This window comes from Paracoccus yibinensis, assembly GCF_030846195.1.
Classification (GTDB): domain Bacteria; phylum Pseudomonadota; class Alphaproteobacteria; order Rhodobacterales; family Rhodobacteraceae; genus Paracoccus; species Paracoccus yibinensis.
In genome coordinates this window covers 283,281-305,871 of the sequence record NZ_JAVCWH010000005.1, presented here as the reverse complement: position 1 = coordinate 305,871, position 22,591 = coordinate 283,281, and the positions used below count along the sequence as shown (strand labels likewise).

23 protein-coding genes are annotated in these 22,591 nt (G+C 64.9%); 14 read left to right on the top strand and 9 right to left on the bottom strand.

The genetic code is table 11. The annotated features are described in order from the left end of the window. Positions 1-65: 65 nt before the first annotated feature. Positions 66-647, top strand: a complete 582-nt coding sequence (locus tag RAH32_RS13565) for a transglycosylase SLT domain-containing protein (RefSeq protein ID WP_103171949.1) — start codon at positions 66-68, stop codon at positions 645-647. Positions 648-703: 56 nt separating this feature from the next. Continuing rightward, positions 704-1,114, top strand: a complete 411-nt coding sequence (locus tag RAH32_RS13560; RefSeq protein WP_306608468.1) for a PaaI family thioesterase — start codon at positions 704-706, stop codon at positions 1,112-1,114. 6 nt (positions 1,115-1,120) lie between these two features. On the opposite strand, the gene RAH32_RS13555 is transcribed toward RAH32_RS13560, so the two are convergent. The 6 genes from RAH32_RS13555 to RAH32_RS13530 form a co-directional block, all read right to left on the bottom strand. After that, positions 1,121-1,339, bottom strand: coding sequence for a hypothetical protein (locus RAH32_RS13555; RefSeq protein WP_306608467.1), 219 nt, complete (start codon positions 1,337-1,339; stop codon positions 1,121-1,123). 85 nt (positions 1,340-1,424) lie between these two features. Next, positions 1,425-2,639 (bottom strand): BaiN/RdsA family NAD(P)/FAD-dependent oxidoreductase, encoded by a 1,215-nt coding sequence (locus tag RAH32_RS13550; RefSeq protein ID WP_306608466.1) that lies wholly within the window; start codon positions 2,637-2,639, stop codon positions 1,425-1,427. Next, the gene (holA, locus tag RAH32_RS13545; RefSeq protein WP_306608465.1) at positions 2,636-3,661 is read right to left on the bottom strand and encodes a DNA polymerase III subunit delta; all 1,026 of its coding nucleotides are present in this window, start codon (positions 3,659-3,661) and stop codon (positions 2,636-2,638) included. Before holA ends, RAH32_RS13550 begins: the two co-directional genes overlap by 4 nt. After that, the gene (gene lptE / locus RAH32_RS13540; protein WP_306608464.1) at positions 3,658-4,140 is read right to left on the bottom strand and encodes an LPS assembly lipoprotein LptE; all 483 of its coding nucleotides are present in this window, start codon (positions 4,138-4,140) and stop codon (positions 3,658-3,660) included. Before lptE ends, holA begins: the two co-directional genes overlap by 4 nt. Further along, a complete protein-coding gene (leuS, locus tag RAH32_RS13535; RefSeq protein WP_306608463.1) occupies positions 4,127-6,742 on the bottom strand; it encodes a leucine--tRNA ligase in 2,616 nt (871 codons plus the stop codon). The genes lptE and leuS overlap by 14 nt, the downstream gene beginning before the upstream one ends. A 93-nt stretch (positions 6,743-6,835) precedes the next feature. After that, entirely contained in the window at positions 6,836-7,309 is a 474-nt protein-coding gene (locus RAH32_RS13530; RefSeq protein ID WP_306608462.1) for a DUF3576 domain-containing protein, read from the bottom strand. A 256-nt stretch (positions 7,310-7,565) separates the two neighbouring features. On the opposite strand from RAH32_RS13530, the gene RAH32_RS13525 reads away from it, so the two are divergent. From RAH32_RS13525 to hspQ, 7 genes are all read left to right on the top strand, one after another. Further along, positions 7,566-8,507 (top strand): porin, encoded by a 942-nt coding sequence (locus RAH32_RS13525; protein ID WP_306608461.1) that lies wholly within the window; start codon positions 7,566-7,568, stop codon positions 8,505-8,507. Positions 8,508-8,577: 70 nt separating this feature from the next. Beyond that, positions 8,578-9,231 carry a YggS family pyridoxal phosphate-dependent enzyme gene (locus RAH32_RS13520; protein WP_306608460.1) on the top strand — a complete coding sequence of 218 codons (654 nt, stop codon included), beginning with the start codon at positions 8,578-8,580 and terminating at the stop codon, positions 9,229-9,231. Between the two features lie 87 nt (positions 9,232-9,318). After that, on the top strand, positions 9,319-10,467 hold the full coding sequence (locus RAH32_RS13515) for a phosphoserine transaminase (RefSeq protein ID WP_306608459.1): 1,149 nt from the start codon (positions 9,319-9,321) through the stop codon (positions 10,465-10,467). A 102-nt stretch (positions 10,468-10,569) separates the two neighbouring features. After that, positions 10,570-12,159: a phosphoglycerate dehydrogenase gene (serA, locus tag RAH32_RS13510; RefSeq protein WP_306608458.1), complete on the top strand. Its 1,590-nt coding sequence runs from the start codon at positions 10,570-10,572 to the stop codon at positions 12,157-12,159. A 57-nt stretch (positions 12,160-12,216) separates the two neighbouring features. Beyond that, on the top strand, positions 12,217-12,954 hold the full coding sequence (locus RAH32_RS13505) for a metallophosphoesterase (protein ID WP_306608457.1): 738 nt from the start codon (positions 12,217-12,219) through the stop codon (positions 12,952-12,954). Continuing rightward, positions 12,945-13,409, top strand: coding sequence for a CreA family protein (locus RAH32_RS13500; protein ID WP_306608456.1), 465 nt, complete (start codon positions 12,945-12,947; stop codon positions 13,407-13,409). Before RAH32_RS13505 ends, RAH32_RS13500 begins: the two co-directional genes overlap by 10 nt. A gap of 124 nt (positions 13,410-13,533) precedes the next feature. Beyond that, positions 13,534-13,866 carry a heat shock protein HspQ gene (hspQ, locus tag RAH32_RS13495; protein WP_306608455.1) on the top strand — a complete coding sequence of 111 codons (333 nt, stop codon included), beginning with the start codon at positions 13,534-13,536 and terminating at the stop codon, positions 13,864-13,866. On the opposite strand, the gene RAH32_RS13490 is transcribed toward hspQ, so the two are convergent. Next, complete coding sequence (locus RAH32_RS13490) at positions 13,863-14,348, bottom strand: ATP-binding protein (RefSeq protein ID WP_306608454.1); 486 nt, start codon at positions 14,346-14,348, stop codon at positions 13,863-13,865. The two genes, hspQ and RAH32_RS13490, sit on opposite strands and share 4 nt — an antisense overlap. 6 nt (positions 14,349-14,354) lie before the next feature. Next, positions 14,355-14,681 (bottom strand): STAS domain-containing protein, encoded by a 327-nt coding sequence (locus RAH32_RS13485; RefSeq protein WP_306608453.1) that lies wholly within the window; start codon positions 14,679-14,681, stop codon positions 14,355-14,357. Positions 14,682-14,955: 274 nt separating this feature from the next. Between RAH32_RS13485 and RAH32_RS13480 the strand changes: the two genes are divergently transcribed. The 5 genes from RAH32_RS13480 to RAH32_RS13460 all read left to right on the top strand — a co-directional run bounded on the left by RAH32_RS13480 (position 14,956) and on the right by RAH32_RS13460 (position 21,412). Further along, positions 14,956-16,365, top strand: coding sequence for a circularly permuted type 2 ATP-grasp protein (locus tag RAH32_RS13480; RefSeq protein ID WP_306608452.1), 1,410 nt, complete (start codon positions 14,956-14,958; stop codon positions 16,363-16,365). An 11-nt stretch (positions 16,366-16,376) separates the two neighbouring features. Beyond that, positions 16,377-17,333, top strand: a complete 957-nt coding sequence (locus tag RAH32_RS13475; protein WP_306608451.1) for an alpha-E domain-containing protein — start codon at positions 16,377-16,379, stop codon at positions 17,331-17,333. Continuing rightward, positions 17,333-18,175, top strand: coding sequence for a transglutaminase family protein (locus tag RAH32_RS13470; protein ID WP_306608450.1), 843 nt, complete (start codon positions 17,333-17,335; stop codon positions 18,173-18,175). Before RAH32_RS13475 ends, RAH32_RS13470 begins: the two co-directional genes overlap by 1 nt. 136 nt (positions 18,176-18,311) lie before the next feature. Next, entirely contained in the window at positions 18,312-19,037 is a 726-nt protein-coding gene (locus RAH32_RS13465) for a proteasome-type protease (protein WP_306608449.1), read from the top strand. A gap of 95 nt (positions 19,038-19,132) precedes the next feature. Next, positions 19,133-21,412: an NADP-dependent malic enzyme gene (locus RAH32_RS13460; RefSeq protein ID WP_306608448.1), complete on the top strand. Its 2,280-nt coding sequence runs from the start codon at positions 19,133-19,135 to the stop codon at positions 21,410-21,412. A gap of 6 nt (positions 21,413-21,418) precedes the next feature. Here the strand turns inward: RAH32_RS13460 and RAH32_RS13455 are convergent, their stop codons facing one another. Further along, positions 21,419-22,567: a calcium-binding protein gene (locus RAH32_RS13455; protein ID WP_306608447.1), complete on the bottom strand. Its 1,149-nt coding sequence runs from the start codon at positions 22,565-22,567 to the stop codon at positions 21,419-21,421. Positions 22,568-22,591 lie beyond the last annotated feature (24 nt).

Below are 22,591 nucleotides of genomic sequence, written 5' to 3'. Positions count from 1 at the left end.
CGGCTTTGTGATTTCACCCCTGCGTGAATTTCCGTAAGATCGCCGGAAAACGACAAGAGGGCAGGATGAGCAGGCTTCTGAAACTCGCGATTGTCGGGCTGGTCGCGTCATGCGGCGGCGGCAACTATTCGGCGCCCCGGCAACTGGACAACGCCTGCGCCATCGTGGCGGAACGGCCCGCCTATTACCGAGCCATGAAGGCGTCGGAACGCAAATGGGGCATCCCGATCCATGTGCAGATGGCGGCGATCCACCAGGAATCGAAGTTCATCGGCGATGCCCGCACGCCGCATCAATACGCGCTTGGCGTGATTCCCATCGGCCGCCAGTCCAGTGCCTATGGTTATTCCCAGGCGCTCGACGGCACGTGGGAGGAATACCAGAAGGAGACCGGCAACCGCCGCGCCAAGCGCGACAACATCCGCCATGCGACGGATTTCATGGGCTGGTACATGCACAATTCCTCGCGCCGGCTTGGCATCTCCAAATGGGACGCGACAGGGCAATACCTGGCCTATCACGAAGGCCGGTCGGGATTTGCGCGCCAGTCCTATCTTGGCAAGCCCTGGCTGGTGCGGGTCGCGAACCAGGTCGGCCAGCGGGCGCAGATGTATCGGGCGCAACTGGTGTCCTGCCGCAAGGCGTGACCCTTGCCCTTCCCCCGCTGCCCGGTTGATATGGCCGGGCAGCGGAAGGACATCCCATGGACGAACAGATCAGGCGCGAGGCCGAGGACCAGCCCGAATTCGCCATCCATATCGGCGCCCGGCTGGTCAGCGCCACGCCCGAACGGGTCGAGTTCGAGATGCCGGTGACGCAAGTTCTGGCCAATCGCAACGGCGTGCTGCATGGCGGCGCGATCATGGGTCTGGCCGACAATGCGGGCGGCACCGGCACTTTCCTGAACCTGCCCAAGGGCAAGACCACCACCACGCTGGAAAGCAAGACCAACTTCCTGCGCCCGATCCGGCTGGGCGACGTGGCCCGCGCCGTCAGCCTGCCCCTGCATATCGGCCGGACCACGCAGATCTGGCAGACCACCATCACCCGCGGCGACGGCAAGGCCGCAGCCATCGTCACGCAGACGCAAGTGGTGATCGACTGGAAGGATTAGATCCGGTCAAACCCAATAGGTGTCGCGAAACACATGCGCCACGATCCGGTCGCGGGTCAACCCCATGCAGGCCAGTTCGGCGTCGGTCTTCGCCTCCAGCGCATCGATCTGCGCGGATCGCGCCCGCGCTTCAAGATAGACGTTCACGCCCTGGCCAAGGCGGTTGAAGAAGGCGTCGATGCGGCCCCGCGTCTCGGGCGCGAAATGGGTGATCGTGTAGGCCATCGGAAACCCTTTCCATGGCAATAGGTGGCTTCCTCCCGTCGGCCAGGATGGATCAGGCCCCCCACGCCGTCAAGCGCCCTGGGGGTCAGCCTGCGCCCATCGCGGCAAGCCGCGCAGCGGCTGCCTGTCCGGCATGCAACCCGCTGCCCAGGCAGGCGGTCAGAAGATAGCCGCCGGTCGGCGCCTCCCAGTCCAGCATCTCGCCCGCGGCAAAGACATTGGGCATGGCACGCAGCTCCTGGCCTTCGGTCAACGCTTCCCAGGTCACACCCCCGGCCGAGGAAATCGCCGTCTCAATCGCCATCGCCCCCCCATGGCGGATAGGCAGCGCCTTCGCCAAGCCGGCCCACCCGGCAGGATCCCCGGGCAAGGGCTGACCCCATTCCAGCAGCAGCGCCACCTTGACCGGATCGTCCAGCACCCGCCGCAACCAGTTGCCCAGCGACAGCTTGCCGCGCGGCCTCTCGAATCGCCTGGCCAGCACTGTGGTATCCAGGTCCGGCGCCAAATCCACATGACCCGGCGCTCCATCCCTCAACGCGGCGGAAATTTCGTAGATGCCCCCGCCCTCTATCCCTTGGCGGCCGATGATCCATTCGCCCCGGCTGGCCAGATCGCCTGCCCGCAGCGCGGTCCCCTTGACCGCCGCCCCAAAATGCCGCGCCATGGGTGGCGACCAGGCCACGCGAAACCCCATGTTGGCAGGTCGGAAGGGCGCCACCGTCACCCCTGCCCCCTCCAGCCAGGGCACCCAAGCCGCGTCCGATCCCAGCCGAGGCCAACTTGCGCCCCCAAGCGCCAGCACAGCCACGCGCGGCTGGACTCTCCGCAGCCCCTCGGGCGTCTCGAACCGGAACCCGCCGCCGATCCAGCGCCAGCGGGTCCGCAGCTCGACCCCGCCATCCCGCAGCCGCGCCAGCCAGGCCCGCAGCAAGGGCGAGGCCTTCATGCCCACCGGAAACACCCGCCCCGTCGATCCGGTGAACAGTTCGATCCCCAAGCCGCGAGCCCAAGCCATCATCTCGGCAGGACCGAACACGCCTTCTTCTTCACCGAAATATCCTCGGGGGTGCGGGGGCAGACAGCCCCCGCTGCCAAGGGTGAGCCTTCGCGCGTATGCCTGAAACGGCTCGTCCTTGGTCAGGTTCAGGCCCGACTTTCCCGCCATCAGGAACTTGCGCGCGGGCGTGGGCATCGCCTCGGCCACCACGACGCGGCGCCCCGGCGCCATCAGTGCCTCGGCCGCCATCAGCCCGGCCGGTCCCGCGCCGACGATCAGCGCGTCAACCGGCTCGCTCACCGTCGGCCCCTGGTCATCGCCAGGCGGATCAGCGCGCGTTCGACCAGGGCCATCTGCGGCGCACGGGTGGAACTGCGCAAGGAAAGGTCGCAGTCCAGTAGCGACCGCACCGCCTCCTCCAGTGGCCCCATGCCCCAAGCCTGCGCCTGCCGGGCCATGCGGTCGCGGCGGGGGCCGAAGACCGGCGGGCGCATCCGCGACAGCGCCACCCCCGGGCCGGCGGGGTCGGCCGCGGCCCCATGCAGCGCGCGGAAATGGCGAAGCGCGGCGATGCAGAGCGTCACGGGATTCACCCCCTGCCCTTCGATCCGCCGCATCATTGTGCCGAACTCGCCCTCGCGTCGTTCGGCCACGATGTGGATCAGCTCGTCCAAATCGGCCTCGATGGTGGCGGGGGCCATCAGAGCGATTTCCTCGGGTGTCAGGGGGGTGTCGTCGCCATGCTTGTAAAGGCCGATCTTCTCGATCGTCTGGCGCAGGTCGCCCGGGTCCAAGGCGCGCGCCAGCACCATCATCTCCTTCATCGCAGCCTGTGGCACGTGGCGCAGCCCGGCATCCGCCAGCCACCGCGCCACTTCCTCCTCGCCCGGCGGATCGTCATAGATGGGCGCGGTCACCGCCGCCGGATGCGGCTCGAACAGCTTGCGCAGGGCCGAGGCCTTGCCAAGGCCTCCGGCAGTCACGACCACGGCCGCATCGCCCGGCTTCCACTCCGACAGCGCCTCGCGGATCGCGTCGGCCGCCGCGTCGGGCGCATCCTCGACCAGCACGACCCGCTGGCCGGGAAAGAACCCCACCTCCTTGACCGCATCCAGCAGTTGCGCGGGCTCCTTGCGCAGTGCCGCGCCCGGCAGGCGGGTCAGGCGCATCTCCTCGTCCGCCTTTTCGCCGACCAGGGCCTTGACCGCCTCGGCACGCTTCATCGCGACGCGCATCGCGTCCTGGCCATAGATCAGCAGCGCCGGACGCGAGGGATCGGGCCGCGCCAGATAGCGCGCGATTTCCGCGCCCTTCAGGATCATTCCGGCAGTTGGCTTGACGCCGCCAGCAGCCGCGTGACGACCTGGTCGGCCAGCATCTCGGCCAGCCGCGACCTGGCATCGCCTTCGGCGGACAGGGTGGCGATGGTCGTGCCGGTGGTGGAATAGGAGGTGAAGTTGCTGACCCGCCCCTGCGCCAGAACCCGGCCCGTCCGGTCGGTCAGCGCGAAATCGGCGGTGCCGTTCAGCGAATAGCGGTTCGTCACCTCGTCCGTGGTGATGGCCTGCGGCACGACACCCACATTGATGCGATAGTCCAGGTCGTAATCCGTCCCTTCGCCGCCCAGCCGTTCGCCCAGGCGGCGGTTGAAGGCAAAGTCCTGATAGGTCTGGGGATCGCGCGGGCGGACCTTGCCGAACAGCCGCTGCCCGGCACCGTTCGGGCCATAGACGGGCGTCAACCCGCAGCCGGTCACCGCCAGCAATCCCAGCAGGGCAGTCCGCCGGTCAGGCGACCACATTGACGATCCGCCCCGGCACCACGATCAGCTTCTTGGGCGCGGCACCCTCCAGGAAGCGGCGGACGGTTTCGTCGGCCAGCACCATGGCCTCGATCTGGTCCTTGGGCATGTCCTTGGCGACGCTGATCTCGGCCCGGCGCTTGCCGTTGATCTGGATCGGCAGGACGACCGTGTCATCCTCCAGCAGCGCGGGATCCGCCTTGGGCCAGGGCGCATCGACCAGCAGGCCCTGCCCCCCAGCCATGGCCCAGACATCCTCGGCCAGATGCGGCACCATCGGCCCCATCAGTTGCGCCATGATCCGCAGCACGGCGCGGCGGGCCTCGCCCCCGGCCTTCGACTTGCCGACCGCGTTCGCCAGTTCATAGATCTTGGCGACCGCCTTGTTGAAGGCGAAGCCCTCGATGGCCTTCGTCACATCGGCGATGGCGCGATGCGCGGCGCGGGTCAGGTCAGGATCCTCGGCCTCCTGAATATCAAGACTTGCCAAGTGCCAAACGCGTGCCAGGAACCTATTGGCGCCTATAGCCCCTACAGCCGTCCATTCAACATCTCGCTCCGGCGGACTGTCCGACAACATGAACCAACGTGCGGTATCAGCACCGAAGCTTTGGACGATGTTGACTGGATCAACTACGTTCTTCTTCGACTTCGACATCTTCGCCGATGGGATAATTTCTATCTCACCTGCGAATGCCTCAGCATATTCGATTGCTTCTTCATCACTGAGGTCGTCGAAGCCTTCACGTTTCAGGACAGCAACTTCGTTTCCTTTTAGATGAAGTCGATAAACATCCTCGGGCAGGTGATAGACCGGACGGCCCCGCTCGTCGCGGGTCATGTAGATCTCGTGCGTCACCATCCCCTGCGTGAACAGCGCGTCGAACGGCTCCTTGGCGCTTTCCGGCAGGTGCCCGGTCTTGACCATCGCCCGCGCGAAGAAGCGCGAATAGAGCAGGTGCAGGATCGCGTGTTCGATCCCGCCGATATACTGGTCCACGTTCATCCAGTAATCGGCATCCGCCCGGTCGGTGGGCGTGGCCGCATGGGGCGAGGTGAAGCGCGCATAATACCAGGACGAATCGACGAAGGTGTCCATCGTGTCCGTTTCGCGCAGCGCCGCGCCGCCGCAGGACGGACACACCGCCTGCCGCCAGGTCGGGTGGCGGTCCAGCGGGTTGCCCGGCACGTCGAAGGTGACATCCTGCGGCAGCAGGACGGGCAGGTTCTCCTTGGCCTCGGGCACCGTGCCACATTTTTCGCAATGCAGGACCGGGATCGGGCAGCCCCAATAGCGCTGACGGGAAATGCCCCAGTCACGAAGCCGGAACTTGGTGACGCCCTCGCCATAGCCATGGGCCTCGGCATGGGCGATTGCGGCGTCCACCGCCGCCTCTCCGGTCTGCTCGGCCTGACCCGAGAAGCCGCGCACATAGGTGACAATTTCCGATTTCAGGGGCACATATGGCACCTTGGCGACCAGGGCATCCGCCTGCTCCAGCGACATGCCGCGTTCGCCAAAGGTCGCGCGGATCGGCAGGCCGTATTTCGTCGCGAACTCGTGGTCGCGCTCGTCATGCGCCGGAGATCCGAAAATCGCGCCGGTGCCGTAATCCATCAGCACGAAATTTGCGATCCAGATCGGCAACTGCCAGCCTTCGTCCAGCGGATGCTTCACGGTCAACCCGGTGTCGAAGCCCAGCTTGGGCGCGGTCTCGATGGCCTCCTCGGTCGTGCCGATCTTGCGGCAGTCCTCGACAAAGGCCGCGACCTTCGGATCCGCCGCCGCCAGGTCGCGCACCAGCGGGTGATCGGGCGACAGCGCCACGAAGCTGGCCCCCATCAGCGTGTCGGGGCGGGTGGTATAGACCTCGATCGCCTCGAAGCCCTCCGGCGCATCGACCGTCTGGAAGCGGAACTGCAAGCCACGCGACTTGCCGATCCAGTTGGCCTGCATCAGCCGCACCTTGTCGGGCCAGCCGGTCAGCCCGTCCAGCGCCGACAGAAGCTCGTCCGAATAATCCGAGATGCGGAAGAACCACTGCGTCAGTTCGCGCCGTTCCACCGTAGCGCCGGACCGCCAGCCCTTGCCGTCGATCACCTGTTCGTTGGCCAGAACCGTCATGTCCACCGGATCCCAGTTCACCTGGGCCGACTTGCGGGTGATCAGCCCGGCCTCCAGCATGTCCAGGAACATGGCCTGCTGCTGGTGGACGTAAGCGTCGTCGCAGGTGGCGAATTCGCGGCTCCAGTCGATGGACAGGCCCAGCGGCTTCAACTGCTCGCGCATGGTGGCGATGTTGGCATAGGTCCAGTCGCGCGGATGGCCGCCCTGCTCCATCGCGGCGTTCTCGGCGGGCATCCCGAAGGCGTCCCACCCCATCGGGTGCAGCACGGAAAACCCTTGGGCGCGCTTGAAGCGGGCCACCACGTCGCCCATGGTGTAGTTGCGCACATGGCCCATGTGGATGCGCCCGGACGGATAGGGGAACATCTCCAGCACGTAATACTTGGGCCGGCTATCGCGCGTGGCGGTGAAGCTGCCGGCGTCGGACCAGGCCTGCTGCCACCGGGATTCGCTGCTGGAGGGATCATAGGGCATCGTGCGGACCTTTGGCGTCATTCGTCGCCGCCGGGTTTATACGGCACGACTTGGCGGGTCCAGCCTGTAGGGCGGGGTTCTACCCCACCCCGGTCACAACCGCCCGTCCTGGATGCGCAACTGCCGCGCGCGGGTCAGGATCGCGTCTTCCACCGCGCGCACGGTGCCGGGTTCCACCGCCGCACCCCCCGGCCCTTGCAGCGACAGCTTCAGGCTGCGCGCGTCCAGCGCCGGGTCGGCGATCTTGATGGTGGCGCGATAGGACCGGCCCCCGCCCGGCGGCGTGCCATAGCCCGTCTGGATCACCCCGGTGAAGGGATCGACCGTCTGCACCGGCAGGAAGTTCAGCACTTCCAGGCTGGCGTTCCACAGGTACTTGTTCACGCCGACGCTGGTGTTCGGGTTTTCCGATCCCTCGAAGACATCCCAGATCGTCGTGGTCCGCACCTCGGGGCTCATGTCGGCGCTGTCCATGGGTCCGGCATTGCGCCCGCCCCCGCCGCAAGCAGCCAATGCGGCGCAAAGCGATGCTGCGATCACCAGGCGTGCGGCGCGTGCAATGTTCATGCGGTCCCCCGTTTTTCGCGTCAGGCCACGCTTTAGCGCGGATCACCCCTGCCCCACAAGCGCCTTGGCCCGTGACCTTCGGACGGACGGCGGAGGGGATCACGCAAAGGTGTGGCCCTTGTGCATCACAGAATCCGCCGTAGCCGGGGCAGCCGCGCGATTCCGTTGCATCGCGGGTGCGGACGGGGGAAACAAGCAGCATACCCAAGGCGGTAATGCCGGTTTGGGCATCAGAGAGACAAGAGGGAACTTGACCATGAAAAAGGCTCTTATCGCCTCCACCGCGCTGGTCCTGACCGCCGGCATCGCCGCCGCCGACGTGACCATCTCGGGCTACGGCCGCACCGGCGTCATCTATTACGAAAACGACACGGATGAAAACGAAACCCAGGTGATCTCGCGCCTGCGGATGAACATCGACGCCGCGACCTCGACCGACCAGGGCGTGGACTTCGGTGCTCGTTTCCGCATCCAGTGGGACCAGAACCAGGACGACAACGGCAAACTGAACGCCGGCAAACTGTACGTGACCTCCAGCGGCCTGACCGTTGAAGTCGGTAACGTCGACACCGCCTTCGACTCGGCCGGTCTGCTCTATGCAAACGAACTGGGCTCGTATGACCGTCAGGTTGGCTTCCTGCAGGGCGCCTTCTTCGCCTATGACTCGGACGCTTATGACGACGCTGGCCGCCTGGGCGTTGCCGCCGAGTACTCGATCGCCGGTGCTACCGTCCGCGCGTCTTATGTCGACCCCGACCAGACCGACTCCACGGCGTTCGTGGGCGACAACGAAGAGTTCAGCCTCTCGGTCGACTACACCTGGAACGAGCGTCTGGAACTGTCGGCAGCCTATGTCACCGACGGTGCTGGTTTCGAAGACAACGACATCTTCTTCATCGGCGCCCGGTATGCGGTTATGGAGAACGCCCGCATCGGCCTGAACTATGTCGACGCCAGCAACGACTCGGTCGCTGACGCCGGTAACTCGATCGCCCTTTACGGCGACTACACCCTGGCCGATGGTCTGACCAACATCGAAGCCTATATCACCAACAACGACCTGGACGACAAGGAAACCGACAATGCGTTCGGTATCGGCGTCAACTACGACCTGGGCGGCGCCCGTCTGGGTGCCTCGCTGCACCGCGACTATGACGAAAACGTGACCGCCGACATGGGCGTGCGCTTCGACTTCTGATCCCCGGATCGGACGTCAAACTTGAGGAGCGGGCCTTGCGCCCGCTCTTTTCTTTTTGTCTTGTCGCATCATGGGACTGGATGACATCAAGCGCCGCATCGCTGCGGCCGAGGAACGGGCCGGGCGCGCGCCCGGCAGCGTCACGCTGATCGCCGTCAGCAAGGTGCAGCCGGAAGACCGCGTGACCGCCGTGCTGAATGCGGGCCACCGCGTCTTTGGCGAAAACTACGTGCAGGAAGCGCAGGGCAAATGGCCCGGCTGGCGCGACCGATACCCGGGGGTGGACCTGCACATGATCGGCCCCCTGCAATCCAACAAGGCCAAGGCGGCGGTCGAACTGTTCGACGCTATCCACACGCTGGACCGCATGACACTGGCCCGCAAGCTCGCGCAGCAGATCGGCCAGGGTGGCCGCAGCCCGCAGCTGTTCATCCAGATCAACACCGGGGACGAGCCGCAGAAGGCGGGGATCCTCGCCGACGAGTTGCCGGTGTTCCTGTCCTCCTGCCGCGACTTTGGCCTGTCGCCGCAAGGCCTGATGTGCATCCCGCCCGAGGACCAGGATCCCTTGCCCCATTTCCGCCTGTTGCGCCGCCTGGCCCAGGATCACGGCCTGCCAAACCTGTCGATGGGGATGAGCGCGGACTTCGAAACGGCAATTGCCGAGGGCGCGACCCATGTGCGCGTGGGATCGGCCATCTTTGGCGCACGCGACTACGGCTAGATTCTACTTGCGAAACGGCATGGTCCCGCGTATCTCCGGCGGCGGGACACCCTTCCCCAACGAAGGGCTTTTAGCTGGAAGGCTGACATGAAGGATCTGACGATCCCGGCTGCGCGCCCGGTCAATCCGCGCTTCTCCTCTGGCCCCTGCGCCAAGATCCCCCATTACACCCTGGACCTGCTGGCGGATGCTCCGCTGGGCCGCTCGCACCGTGCCGCCATCGGCAAGGCGAAGCTGGCCGAGGCGATCGACCTCACGCGCGAGGTCCTGGGCGTTCCCGCCGATTACCGCATCGGCATCGTCCCGGGATCCGACACCGGCGCGGTCGAGATGGCAATGTGGTCCCTGCTGGGTGCCCGCCCGGTCGAGATGCTGGCCTGGGAAAGCTTTGGCGAAGGCTGGGTCACGGATGCCGTCAAGCAGTTGAAGCTGGACGCGACCGTCCGCAAGGCCGACTATGGCAAGATCGTCGATTTCGCGGAAGTCGATTTCGACAAGGACGTGGTCTTCACCTGGAACGGCACCACCAGCGGCGTGCGCGTGCCGAACGGCGATGCGATCCCCGCTGACCGCGCGGGCCTGACCATCTGCGACGCGACCTCGGCCGCCTTTGCAATGGACCTGCCTTTCGACAAGCTGGATGTCGTGACCTTCAGTTGGCAGAAGGTTCTGGGCGGCGAAGGCGCGCACGGGATGCTGATCCTGTCGCCGCGCGCGGTGGAACGGCTGGAAACCTATACCCCGGCCTGGCCGCTGCCCAAGATCTTCCGCATGACCAAGGGCGGCAAGCTGATCGAGGGCATCTTCAAGGGCGAGACGATCAACACGCCCTCCATGCTGGCGGTCGAGGATTACCTGGTCGCGCTGAAATGGGCACAGTCGCTGGGCGGCGTGAAGGCGCTGATCGCACGCGCCGATGCCAATGCCGCCGCCGTGCGCGACTTCATCGCCGGCAAGGACTGGATCGCCGACCTGGCCGAGGATCCGGCCACCGCGTCCAACACCAGCGTCTGCCTGCGCTTTACCGATCCGGCCATCAAAGACGGCGCGGCCTTCGCCAAGGCTGTTGCGAAACGGCTGGAGAAGGAAGGCGTGGCGCTGGATGCGGGAGCCTATCGGGATGCGCCGGCGGGCCTGCGGATCTGGTGCGGCTCGACGGTTGAGGCCAGCGATGTCGCGGCGCTGATGCCCTGGATCGAATGGGCCTATCGCGCCGAACTGGCCGCGCAAGCGTAAACAGGCCGGGGGCGTTGCCCCCGGACCCCCAGGATATTTCCACCAGAATGAACATGGCATCCGCGAGGCTTTGCCCGGATGCCGCATAGAAGGATGAGTGACATGCCGAAGGTTCTCGTGTCCGACAAACTGTCGGAAACCGCCGTCCAGATCTTCCGCGATCGCGGGGTCGAGGTCGATTACCTGCCCGATCTGGGCAAGGACAAGGAAAAGCTGGCCGAGGTGATCGGCCAGTATGACGGCCTTGCCATCCGGTCGGCGACCAAGGTGACGGAAAAGCTGTTGCAGAACGCCGCCAACCTCAAGGTGATCGGCCGCGCCGGGATCGGGGTGGACAATGTGGACATTCCGGCGGCGTCGAAAAAGGGCGTGATCGTGATGAACACGCCCTTCGGCAACAGCGTCACCACCGCCGAACACGCCATCGCCATGATGTTCGCGGTGGCCCGGCAACTGCCGGAGGCCAGCGCCAGCACCCATGCGGGCAAGTGGGAAAAGAATCGCTTCATGGGTGTCGAGCTGTTCAACAAGACCCTGGGCGTGATTGGCGCGGGCAATATCGGGTCGATCGTCATCGACCGCGCGTTGGGGCTGCACATGAAGGTGCTGGCCTATGATCCCTTCCTGTCGCCCGAGCGCGCCAAGGAAATCGGCGCGACCAAGGTCGAACTGGACGAACTGCTGGGCAAGTCCGACTTCATCACCTTCCACGTGCCGCTGACGGAAAAGACCCGCAACATCCTGTCGCGCGAGGCCATTGCCAAGCTGAAGCCGGGCGTCCGCGTCATCAACTGCGCCCGCGGCGGGCTGGTGGATGAGGAAGCCTTGGCCGAGGCGCTGAAGGACGGCCGCGTCGCCGGCGCCGCATTCGACGTCTTCGCGGTCGAGCCTGCCACCGAAAGCCCGCTGTTCAACCTGCCGAACGTGGTCGTGACCCCGCACCTGGGCGCATCCACCACCGAGGCGCAGGAGAACGTGGCCCTTCAAGTGGCCGAGCAGATGTCGGATTACCTGCTGACCGGCGCGGTGCAGAACGCGCTGAACATGCCATCCGTCACGGCCGAGGAGGCCGCGGTCATGGGTCCCTGGATCAAGCTGGCGGGCCATCTGGGCGCCTTCGTGGGCCAGATGACGGACGAACCGATCAAGGCGATCAACGTCCTGTATGACGGCGTTGCCGCGACCATGAACCTGAATGCGCTGAATGCGGCGGTGATTGCGGGCGTCATGAAGGCCACCAATCCGGACGTGAACATGGTTTCCGCCCCGGTGATGGCCAAGGAACGCGGCGTGCAGGTGGCCACCACCACGCAGGACAAGGCCGGCGTTTTCGAGGGCTATATCAAGCTGACCGTCGTCACCGACACGCGCGAACGGTCCATCGCGGGCACCGTCTTCAGCGACGGCAAGCCGCGCTTCATCCAGATTCGCGGCATCAACATCGACGCCGAGGTGGGGCAGCACATGCTCTATACCCGCAACAAGGACGTGCCGGGCGTGATCGGGGCGCTTGGCATGACCTTGGGCGATCTGGGCGTGAACATCGCGAACTTCACGCTGGGCCGCTCGGCCCAGGGCAACGATGCCATTGCGATCCTGTACCTGGACGAGCCGATCAGCGACGAGGCCCTGGCCACGCTGCAGAAGACCGGCAAGTTCCTGCAGGCCCGCCGCTTGCAGTTCGAGGTTTGACGATCCCGCCGCGTCGCCTTAGGCAGGGGGCGCGGCTTTTGATGCAGCGAGGCGGTGATGCGGCTTTATGTCATTGGCGATGTCCATGGGCATCTGGACAAGCTCAAGGCCGCGCATGACCGCGTCTTTCGCGATGGCGGGCGGGATGCCGTGATTGCCCATGTGGGCGACTTGATCGACCGGGGACCGGATTCGCGCGGTGTCGTCGAATACCTGATGACCGGCCAGGCCGAAGGGCGGCCATGGACGGTGACGCGTGGCAATCACGACCGCTTTCTGCCGCAATATGTGATGCAGCCTGACTGGGTCGATCCGGACCTCAGTTCCCGGCTGCACTGGACGTTGCATTCCGGGCTGGGCGCGCCCGAAACGCTGCGGTCCTATGGCGTCGATCCCACCCTGGCCCCGGATCGGATGCTGGCCGAGGCCAAGCGGGCGGTGCCTGGTGTCCATGCGGCCTATCTTGCCTCTCTGCCGCTGTATTTTCTGCATCCGCTGGCCCTGGTCGTTCACGCGGGCATCCGGCCGGGCGTCGATCTGCAGGACCAGACCGAGGAGGATCTGGTATGGATCCGGCAGGACTTCCTGAACAGCCCCGTGGATCATGGGCCGCTGGTCGTCCATGGCCATACCGCGATCCAGACCGCCACCCATTACGGCAACCGCCTGAATGTCGATGGCGGCGCGGCCTATGGGCGCCCTCTTTGCGCGGTCGTCATCGAAAGGGATGGCGTGCATCTGCTGGCCGACGACGGCCGCCTGCCCTTGGAACCGGAGAACCTGCCATGCGATTGACCGCGCTTGCTTTTCTGCTGATGCCCGCCCTGGCTGGGGCCGAGGAGATCGCCCAGGTCGGCGTCGACTGGGTCGGCAACGACATCGTCATCGAGGCGGTCGCCGATCCGGTCGTGGGCGGCGTCACCTGTCACCTGGCCTATTTCGAACGGTCCGTTCTGGACCGTCTCAGTCAGGGCAACTGGTTCGAGGATCCCTCGAACAGCGCCATTCAGTGTGCGATGACGGGTTCGGTCGATGTCAGCACGCTGCGGCCCGGCCGTCCCGAGGACGTGTTCAGCGAAGGCCGCTCGCTTCTGTTCAAGTCCCTGCGCGTCAAGCGGATCTATGACGCGAAGAACCGGGTGCTGATCTATCTGGCCCATGCGAGCGAGTTGAGCGAAGGATCGGCCAAGATGTCGATGTCCACGGTGCCCCTGCCACCCGACACCACAAGCGGGCCAGGTGCGAATTGATCCCTTCTGCCAGATGCCGCCGGACCGCGGCAGCTGCGGAAATCGTGCAAATGCTGGTGATCTGGTGGACAGAATCGCGCTGCGGGGTTAAAACAGCCGCCAGATCCGAAGCAGTGGACCATTCATGCAGCTGAACAACCGAATTGCCAAATTCAGCCTGGGTCAGGTCGTCCGCCATCGGAACCGTCCGTTTCGCGGCGTGATCTTCGATGTGGATCCCGAATTCGCCAATACCCAGGAATGGTACGATTCCATCCCTGAAGATGCGCGTCCTGCCAAGGACCAGCCTTTCTATCACCTTTATGCCGAAACAGAGGCGACCTATTACGTCGCCTATGTCTCGGAACAGAACCTGGTCCCGGACCAGTCCGGCGAACCCCTGAACCACCCCGACATGTTCGAGATGTTCGGTGACTTCGAGGACGGGCGCTATCCGCTGATGGGTCCGCTGAACTAGCCGTGATAGGGTACCGTGAATGCCAAGCAGTTCCGCTGGCCTTCACGGTAATAGCACAGAGATTGCGTCAGCCCCTGGATCAGGCACCAGCCGAACCCGCCTTCGGGCAAGTCGAGCGGATCAAGGGCCGGCAGGGTGCGCGGCAGCAGGCAATCGGCGGGCAGCATGCCGCCATCGTCTGTGATGGCGCATGACAACCCGTTGTCGTGCATGACCACGCACAAATGCATCGACCGGGCGTCCGTCGCTGGCGTGGCCGTGTCGCTTGCATGTTCGGCCACGTTGTTCATCACCTCGGCCAGGACCAGTTCCAGCCGCCCCATTGCATCGGCGCTCACCTCCTTGGCGAAGCGGATGCGCAAATCCTCCAACGTCTGCCGCACGTCCTGGGGTTCGGCTTGCAGCACACGGTGAAACATCGGCTGCGTCCGGGTCGCGGGACGGGGTTTGGGTCCGGCATTCTGCCGTTCGCTGGAACTCATAAACAACTACTCCTGTAAGGTGGTGGCCGGTCGTATGTCGAAAACACTGTCCATCCGGGTCAGCCTGAACACGCGCTCCACGTTGGGGGTCAGTCCTTCCAGGACCAGCGGAAGGGATTCGGGCAGGGCCTTTCGGACCGCGATCATCGCACCCAATCCCGAACTGTCCATGAAATCGACACGCCGCATGTCCAGACGGACAGGCTTGCGACCGCGCAGCACGATTTCCCGCAGCCGGTCCTTGAACCGGGTGGCAATGGCGGCGTCGATGCGCGCTTCTTCCACGATCACGGTCAACTGCGTTTCGGTTTCGTTGACGATCAGTGTCGGCATGTCGTTCCCCTGCGCTTCCTGGCACCAGCCTTAAGGGCAAAAGGTTACGATCCGGTAAGCGCCACGACATATCAGGAATGGCAGGACCGGCGCCTTCACATTGCCCAAAATCACGGCAGCGGCCGCGTGCAGGATCCCTTGCTGCCTAAAACGCGGACTTGGCCTGCGGAACTTTCGCGCAGGAACCGCTATTCCTCTGTGGACTTGGGAAAAACCGTCTCCGATCATCAGCGGAAGAAGGCCCGCAAAGGGTCCGGGGTCAGCGGGTGGACGAATGAGCTATTACAACGAAATGTATGAAGGGTCGCGGGTTCGCGAACCCTATGCCCGGCTCAGCCAATGGGTCGAGACGATGCCCGCCGATTTTCGGCAGATGAAGCAGGCCGAGGCCGAGGCCCTGTTCCGGCGAATCGGCATCACCTTCGCCGTCTATGGCGAGGGGGGCGACCCGGACCGGCTGATCCCCTTCGACATGATGCCCCGCGTTTTCGAACAGTCAGAATGGCGCAAGCTGGAACGCGGCATCAAGCAGCGGGCGCGCGCGCTGAACGCCTTTCTGCGCGACGTCTATGGCCGGGCCGAGATCGTGCGCGCGGGCCGCATCCCCGCCCGGCTGGTCTATCAGAACGAGGCCTATGAGAAGGCCGTGGTCGGCGTCGTGCCGCCGCGCGGGGTTTATTCCCACATCATCGGCATCGACCTGGTGCGCACGTCCAAGGACGAGTTCTTCGTGCTGGAGGACAACTGCCGCACCCCCTCGGGTGTCAGCTACATGCTGGAAAACCGCGAAATCATGATGCGGATGTTCCCCGGCCTGTTTCGCGGCAACCGGATCGAGCCGGTGGACCAGTATCCCGACCTTCTGCGCCGCACGCTGGAATCCGTCGCGCCCGCCAAATGCCACGACCGGCCCACCTGCGTGGTCCTGACACCGGGCCATTTCAACAGCGCCTATTACGAACACAGCTTCCTGGCGAACCTGATGGGCGTCGAACTGGTCGAAGGCGCCGATCTGTTCGTGGACGGCGAATTCGTCTATATGCGCACCACTCAGGGACCAAAGCGGGTCGATGTCATCTATCGACGGATCGACGATCCGTTCCTGGATCCACTGTGCTTCCGCCCGGATTCGATGCTGGGCGTGCCGGGGCTGATGGATGTCTATCGGTCCGGGGGCGTGTCGATCTGTTCGGCGCCGGGCGCGGGCGTGGCCGATGACAAGGCGATCTATACCTTCGTGCCGGAAATGGTCCGCTTCTATCTGGGCGAGGAGCCGATGTTGCAGAACGTCCAGACCTGGACGCTGTGGAAGGACGACGATTACCGATACGTCATGGAACACCTGCCGGACCTGGTGGTAAAGGAAGTTCATGGATCGGGCGGCTATGGGATGCTGGTCGGCCCGAAGTCCACGAAGGAGGAGATCGAGACCTTCCGCAGGAAGATCGAGGCCGATCCCGGCAATTACATCGCCCAGCCGACGCTGGCCCTGTCCACCTGCCCCACCTTCGTCGCCGAAGGGCTGGCGCCGCGCCATGTGGACCTGCGCCCCTATTGCCTGTGCGGCGACCGGATCGAACTGGTGCCGGGCGGGCTGACGCGGGTGGCGCTGCGCGAAGGCAGCCTTGTCGTGAACTCGTCGCAGGGCGGGGGCGTCAAGGACACCTGGGTCCTGTCGGAATAAGGGGGTCAGAGATGCTCAGCCGCACCGCCGCCAACCTGTTCTGGATGGGCCGCCACCTGGAACGCGCCGACACCGCCGCGCGCCTGCTGGACGTGGGCCAGCGGATCACGCTTCTGCCCAACACCGCCTCGGGCTATCAGAACGAATGGAACTCCCTGCTGCAGGCCTCGGGCACAGCCAGCCTGTTCGCCGAGAAATACGGCGAGATCAGCCAGGAAAACATCGAGGAATTTATCTTCTTCGACCGCGACAATCCGTCATCCGTCATGTCCTGCATCGAGCGTGCGCGAGAGTCGGGCCGAATCGTGCGCACCGCGCTGACCAGCCAGGTCTGGGACGCGTTGAACGTGGCCTATCAGGATCTACGCCGGATCGAGAAGACGCCGCGCGACAAGATCGACACGGCCTCGCTGACGGACTTCACGACCAGCCACACCTCGACCGTGAGGGGCGCGATCAATGCCACGCAGCTTCGCAATGACGGCTGGCATTTCATGAACCTGGGCTATGGCCTGGAACGCGCGGATGCGACGGCGCGGCTGCTGGACGTGAAGTATTACGTCCTTCTGCCCCGGATCGAATTCGTGGGATCGGGTCTGGACACCTATCAATGGCAGGTGATCCTGAGGGCGCTTTCGGCGCATCGGGCCTATCACTGGGCTTACGGCGGCGACATCACGGCGGGACGGGTCGCGGATTTCCTGATCCTGAACGGGGAAAGCCCGCGGTCGCTGATCACATCGCTTTACGAGGCAGTGTGGAATCTGGAAGGGCTTGCCAAGCGGTATGGCGAAACGGTGCCGACCAATGCCCGCGACAAGGCGCGCGAGGTGCTGAGCCGCTTGCAGGCCCATGACATCGACATGGTCTTCGACGAGGGGCTGCACGAATTCCTGACCTGGTTCATCGGGGAAATCGGCACCATCTCGACCCTGGTCCATGAAGATTACCTGCTGGGGGGATCGTGATGAAGCTGCGGATCTTTCATCAGACCGTTTATCGCTATGACCGGCCGGTCAGGAACCTGGTGCAAAGCCTGCGCCTGACGCCTTCTGTGTTCGAAGGGCAGCGCACGCATGACTGGGCGATCAGCGTGTCGGGGGGCACCCGCGGCCCCGGTTTCCGCGACGGGGCGGGCGACTGGATCGAAGGCTGGACCGTGCGCGGCCCGACCGAGGAAGTGACCGTCACCGTCACTGGCCGGGTCGAGACGCGCGACACGGCAGGCGTCCTGCGCGGATATCGCGAGTTGATCCATCCGCTTGCCTATCTGCGCGACACCGTGGCCACGAAACCGGACGAAGGGCTGCGCGATCTGGCAGGTTCCGTGACAGACACGACCGATTTCCTGGATCTCGCGCATCGGCTGTCGGCCGGTGTGTCGGAGGCGATCGCCTATGCCCCCGGCCAGACGGAATTCCATACCACCGCCGCCGAGGCGTTGGCGCAGGGGCAAGGCGTGTGCCAGGACCATGCCCATGCGCTGATCGCCGTGGCGCGCCTGCGTGACCTGCCCGCCCGCTATGTCTCGGGCTATCTGCACAGCACCACAGAGGGAGAGCCGCACGAGGCAGCCCATGCCTGGGCCGAGATTCATGTGCAGGGCCTGGGCTGGGTCGGCTTCGATCCCGCCAACAGATGTTGCCCGGACGAACGCTATGTCCGGCTGGGTTCGGGACTGGACGCGTCGGACGCAGCCCCGATCCGGGGAATCGCGGCAGGCCAGGGGATCGAGACCCTGGATGTCGCCGTGAATGTCGAGGAGGTGGAGCGTTTCCAGACCCAAAGCCAAAGCCAGACGCAAAGCTAAGGGGTCTGCCGACCCCTCTTGGCCTTTGGCCAATTCACCCCGGCGGATATTTGAGCCAAAGTGAATGGAAAGGACGGATTGCGGCCTACCCCTGTCGCCTTTAGATTGCGGCCATCATGACGGGGAAGACGCAGCCATGACCTATTGCGTCGGCTTGAAGCTGAATGCCGGACTTGTGCTGCTGTCGGACACGCGCACGAATGCGGGCCTGGACAACATCGCCTGCTATCGCAAGATGTTCTTCTTCGAACAGCCGGGCGAACGCGCCATCGTGGTGATGACGGCCGGGTCGCTGTCGGTCACGCAGACGACGCTTGCCCGCCTGAACGAGGCCATCCATGACGATATGGCGGACGAGACGACCTCGATCATGAAGGCGCAGACGATGTTGCAGGTCGCCACGATCATCGGCGACACGTTGTCGCGCACACGGCGCGAGATCGCCGAACAATGCCGCGACCTGCGCCAGCAGGCATCCGCCAGCATGATCGTCGCGGGCCAGCGCCAGGGCGGCGACATGCGCATGTATCTGATCTATCCCGAGGGCAATTTCATCGAGGCGACGGAGGACACGCCCTTCCTGCAGATCGGCGAACACAAATACGGCAAGCCGATCCTGGACCGCGTGGTGACGCCCGCGACCAGCCTGGCCGATGCGCAGAAGGCGGTGCTGCTGTCGATGGATTCAACGTTGCGATCGAACCTGTCCGTGGGCATGCCGCTGGATCTGGCGATCATCGAGGAAGGCGCCTGCGCCATCACGCACCGCCGCCGTATCGAAGACGGCGATGCCGACTTCGCGCGGATGAGCGCGGCCTGGTCCGCCGCCCTGCGCGACAGCTTCGTCAGGGTCACGATCTGAATTCTGCGCCCTGCGGCAACACAGATTTGTCGCTGATCCATGTTGAGCCGGACGTGACGTAACGTTAAACGGGACCACCACCCTCGGAGGATCCCATGAGCGAAAAGACCAGCAACCGCGCCCGCATCACCCCCGAGGAGGCGCTGGCCTATCACATGGAGCCGCGCCCGGGGAAATTCGACGTGGTCGCGTCCACCCCCATGACCACGCAGCGCGACCTGTCGCTGGCCTATTCGCCGGGCGTCGCCGTTCCCGTTCAGGCCATCGCCGACCGGCCCGAGACGGCCTATGACTATACCACCAAGGGCAACATGGTCGCGGTGATTTCCAATGGCACCGCCATCCTGGGAATGGGGAACCTGGGCGCGCTGGCCTCGAAGCCGGTGATGGAAGGCAAGGCGGTGCTGTTCAAGCGCTTCGCCGACGTGAACGCCATCGACATCGAACTGGATACCGAGGACGCGGACGAATTCATCAACGCCGTGCGCCTGATGGGGCCGACCTTCGGCGGCATCAACCTGGAAGACATCAAGGCGCCCGAATGCTTCATCATCGAGCAGCGCCTGAAGGAGATGATGGACATCCCCGTCTTCCACGACGACCAGCACGGCACGGCCGTGATCTGCGCGGCGGGGCTGCTGAACGCGCTGGAGCTGTCCGGCAAGAAGATCGAGGACGTGAAAATCGTCCTGAACGGCGCGGGCGCGGCCGGGATCGCCTGCCTGGAACTGTTGAAATCCATGGGTGCGCGACATGAAAACTGCATCATGGCCGACACCAAGGGGGTCATCTACCAAGGCCGGACCGAGGGCATGAACCAGTGGAAATCGGCCCATGCGGTCGCGACTTCGGCGCGCACGCTGGAGGACGCGATGAAGGGCGCCGACGTGTTCCTGGGTGTCAGCGCCAAGGGCGCGGTGACGCAGGCCATGGTCGAAAGCATGGCCGACAACCCGGTGATCTTCGCCATGGCCAACCCCGACCCCGAGATCACGCCCGAGGACGCCCATGCCGTCCGCCCCGACGCCATCGTCGCCACCGGGCGCTCCGACTATCCGAACCAGGTGAACAACGTCCTGGGCTTTCCCTACCTGTTCCGCGGCGCGCTGGACATCCACGCCCGCGCCATCAATGACGAGATGAAGATCGCCTGCGCCGAGGCTCTGGCTAAACTGGCGCGCGAGGATGTCCCCGATGAGGTCGCCGTGGCCTATGGGCGCAAGCTGCAATTCGGGCGCGACTACATCATCCCGACGCCCTTCGATCCGCGCCTGATCCATGTCGTCCCCCCTGCGGTGGCGCGCGCAGGCATGGACACCGGCGTCGCCCGCCGCCCGATCATCGACATGGACGGCTATGTCCAGTCGCTGAAGAACCGCATGGATCCGACCGCCGCGATACTGCAAGGCATCCACGCCCGCGCCCGCCAGAGCCAGGCGCGCATGATCTTCGCCGAGGGCGACGATCCCCGCGTCCTGCGCGCCGCCGTCGCCTGGCAGCGCGGGGGCATGGGCCAGGCCCTGGTCGTGGGGCGCGAGGCCGATGTGAAGGAAAAGCTGGAAACGGTGGGCCTTGGCGACGCGGTGCGCGAACTGACCGTGGTGAACGCGGCCAATTCCCGGCATCTGGATGCCTATCACGAATTTCTTTACGCCCGCCTGCAACGCAAGGGCGTGGACCGGGAAGACGCGCACAAGTTGGCCAACCGCGACCGCCATGTCTTTGCCGCCCTGATGCTGGCGCATGGCCATGGCGACGGGCTTGTGACGGGGGCCACGCGCAAGAACGCTCCGGTGCTTGCGCAACTGGGCAAGGTCTTTGACCTGCGCCCGCAGGATGGCGCGGTGGGCATCACCGCCGTGCTGCACAAGGGCCGGATCGTGCTGATCGGCGATACGCTGGTCCATGAATGGCCCGAAGCCGAGGATCTGGCCGACATCGCCACGCGCGGCGCGGGCGTGGCGCGCGGGTTGGGACTTGAACCCCGGGTGGCCTTCCTGTCGTTTTCGAACTTCGGCTATCCGGTCAGCGAGCGGGCCGTGAAGATGGCGAAGGCCACCGAGGTCCTGGACCGGCGCGGCGTCGATTTCGAATACGAGGGCGAGATGACCGTGGATGTGGCGCTGAACATGGACTCGGCCGCGCGCTATCCCTTCAGCCGCCTGACGGGTCCTGCCAATGTGCTGGTGGTGCCCGCGCGCCATTCGGCCTCCATCAGCGTGAAGCTGATGCAGGAAATGGCGGGGGCTACGGTGATCGGTCCCATCCTGACCGGGGTGCCGCAGCCCATCCAGATCTGTTCCACCACCTCGACGGTGAACGACATCCTGAACATGGCCGCCATTTCGGCGGGCGGGCTGGGGAACGCCCGCTGAGGGCTGTCAGACAAAGCTGAAATCCGCGATCCCCAGAAGGGCGTGATCGACATTGGACAGAATGACGATCACGTCGCCGAAGGTGATGCGGGCATCTGCACCCAGGTCAGCGATCCTGACCTGCGCAAATGTCTCGGCCCCGCTGTCGATAACGATGCGGTCAATGCGATCGGTGAAATCCGTGATCCTGTCAGTGCCGCCGTTCCTGGAAAACAGGAAATGATCGGCCCCATCCCCGCCGGTCAGAATATCGTTCCCTGCCCCGCCTTGCAGGCGGTCGTTGCCCGCCTGCCCCGCAAGCCGGTCATTGCCCCCCATCGCGGACAGCACGTCATTGCCCGATCCCGCGACGATGCCGTTGGCCCAGGCATTTCCCAAAAGGCGGTCGTTCCCCGCGCCCGTGATCACGTTTTCCACATGGCGGATGATGTCCGTTCCCGCACCGGTGTTCTGCGCCAGAACCGTTCCCAGATTGACGGAAATCGCCGCGGCCGTGGTGAACCTTGCCGTGTCCACCCCTTCGCCCCCGTCCAGGATGTCATTGCCCATCCCGCCGTCCAGCGTGTCCGCGCCCCGGGCGCCTGCCAGGATGTTGTTCCCCGCATTGCCGACGATCGCATTGGACAGCGCGTTCCCGGTGCCGTTGATCGACCCGCTTCCTTGCAGGACCAGATGTTCCAGATTTGCGCCCAGGATCCAGTCCACCGTCGTCTTGACCTGATCGGCGGGGTTGGGATCGTTGTGGTAACGCGGCCGATACTGTTCCACCACCACGTCGCGCCGATGATCGACGACATAGATATCGCCGCCATCGCCGCCGGTCATCAGATCCACCCCGGTCCCGCCATCCAGAACCGCACCGCCCCACCCCGCGGTGATCTGGTCGTTCCCGGCACCGCCGCGAAGGATCGAATGATCCCCCTGCCATGCATTCAGGACGTCGTTGCCGTCCCCGCCGTCCAGCAGATTGATATCCGCCCCGCCATGAAGCGTGTCATCCCCCGCCCCGCCGAAGATCCGGTTCGGGTTGAGAAAGCCGCCCGACAATTCGTCATGCCCCGCATGGCCCTGCATCTGAATGATGTCGCGATAGGGAAAGACGCTCTTGGCATTCAGCCGGTCGGCCGACGCAGTGCCGTTGTAAACAATCGCCATCGTGGACCCGGATTGACATAGCAA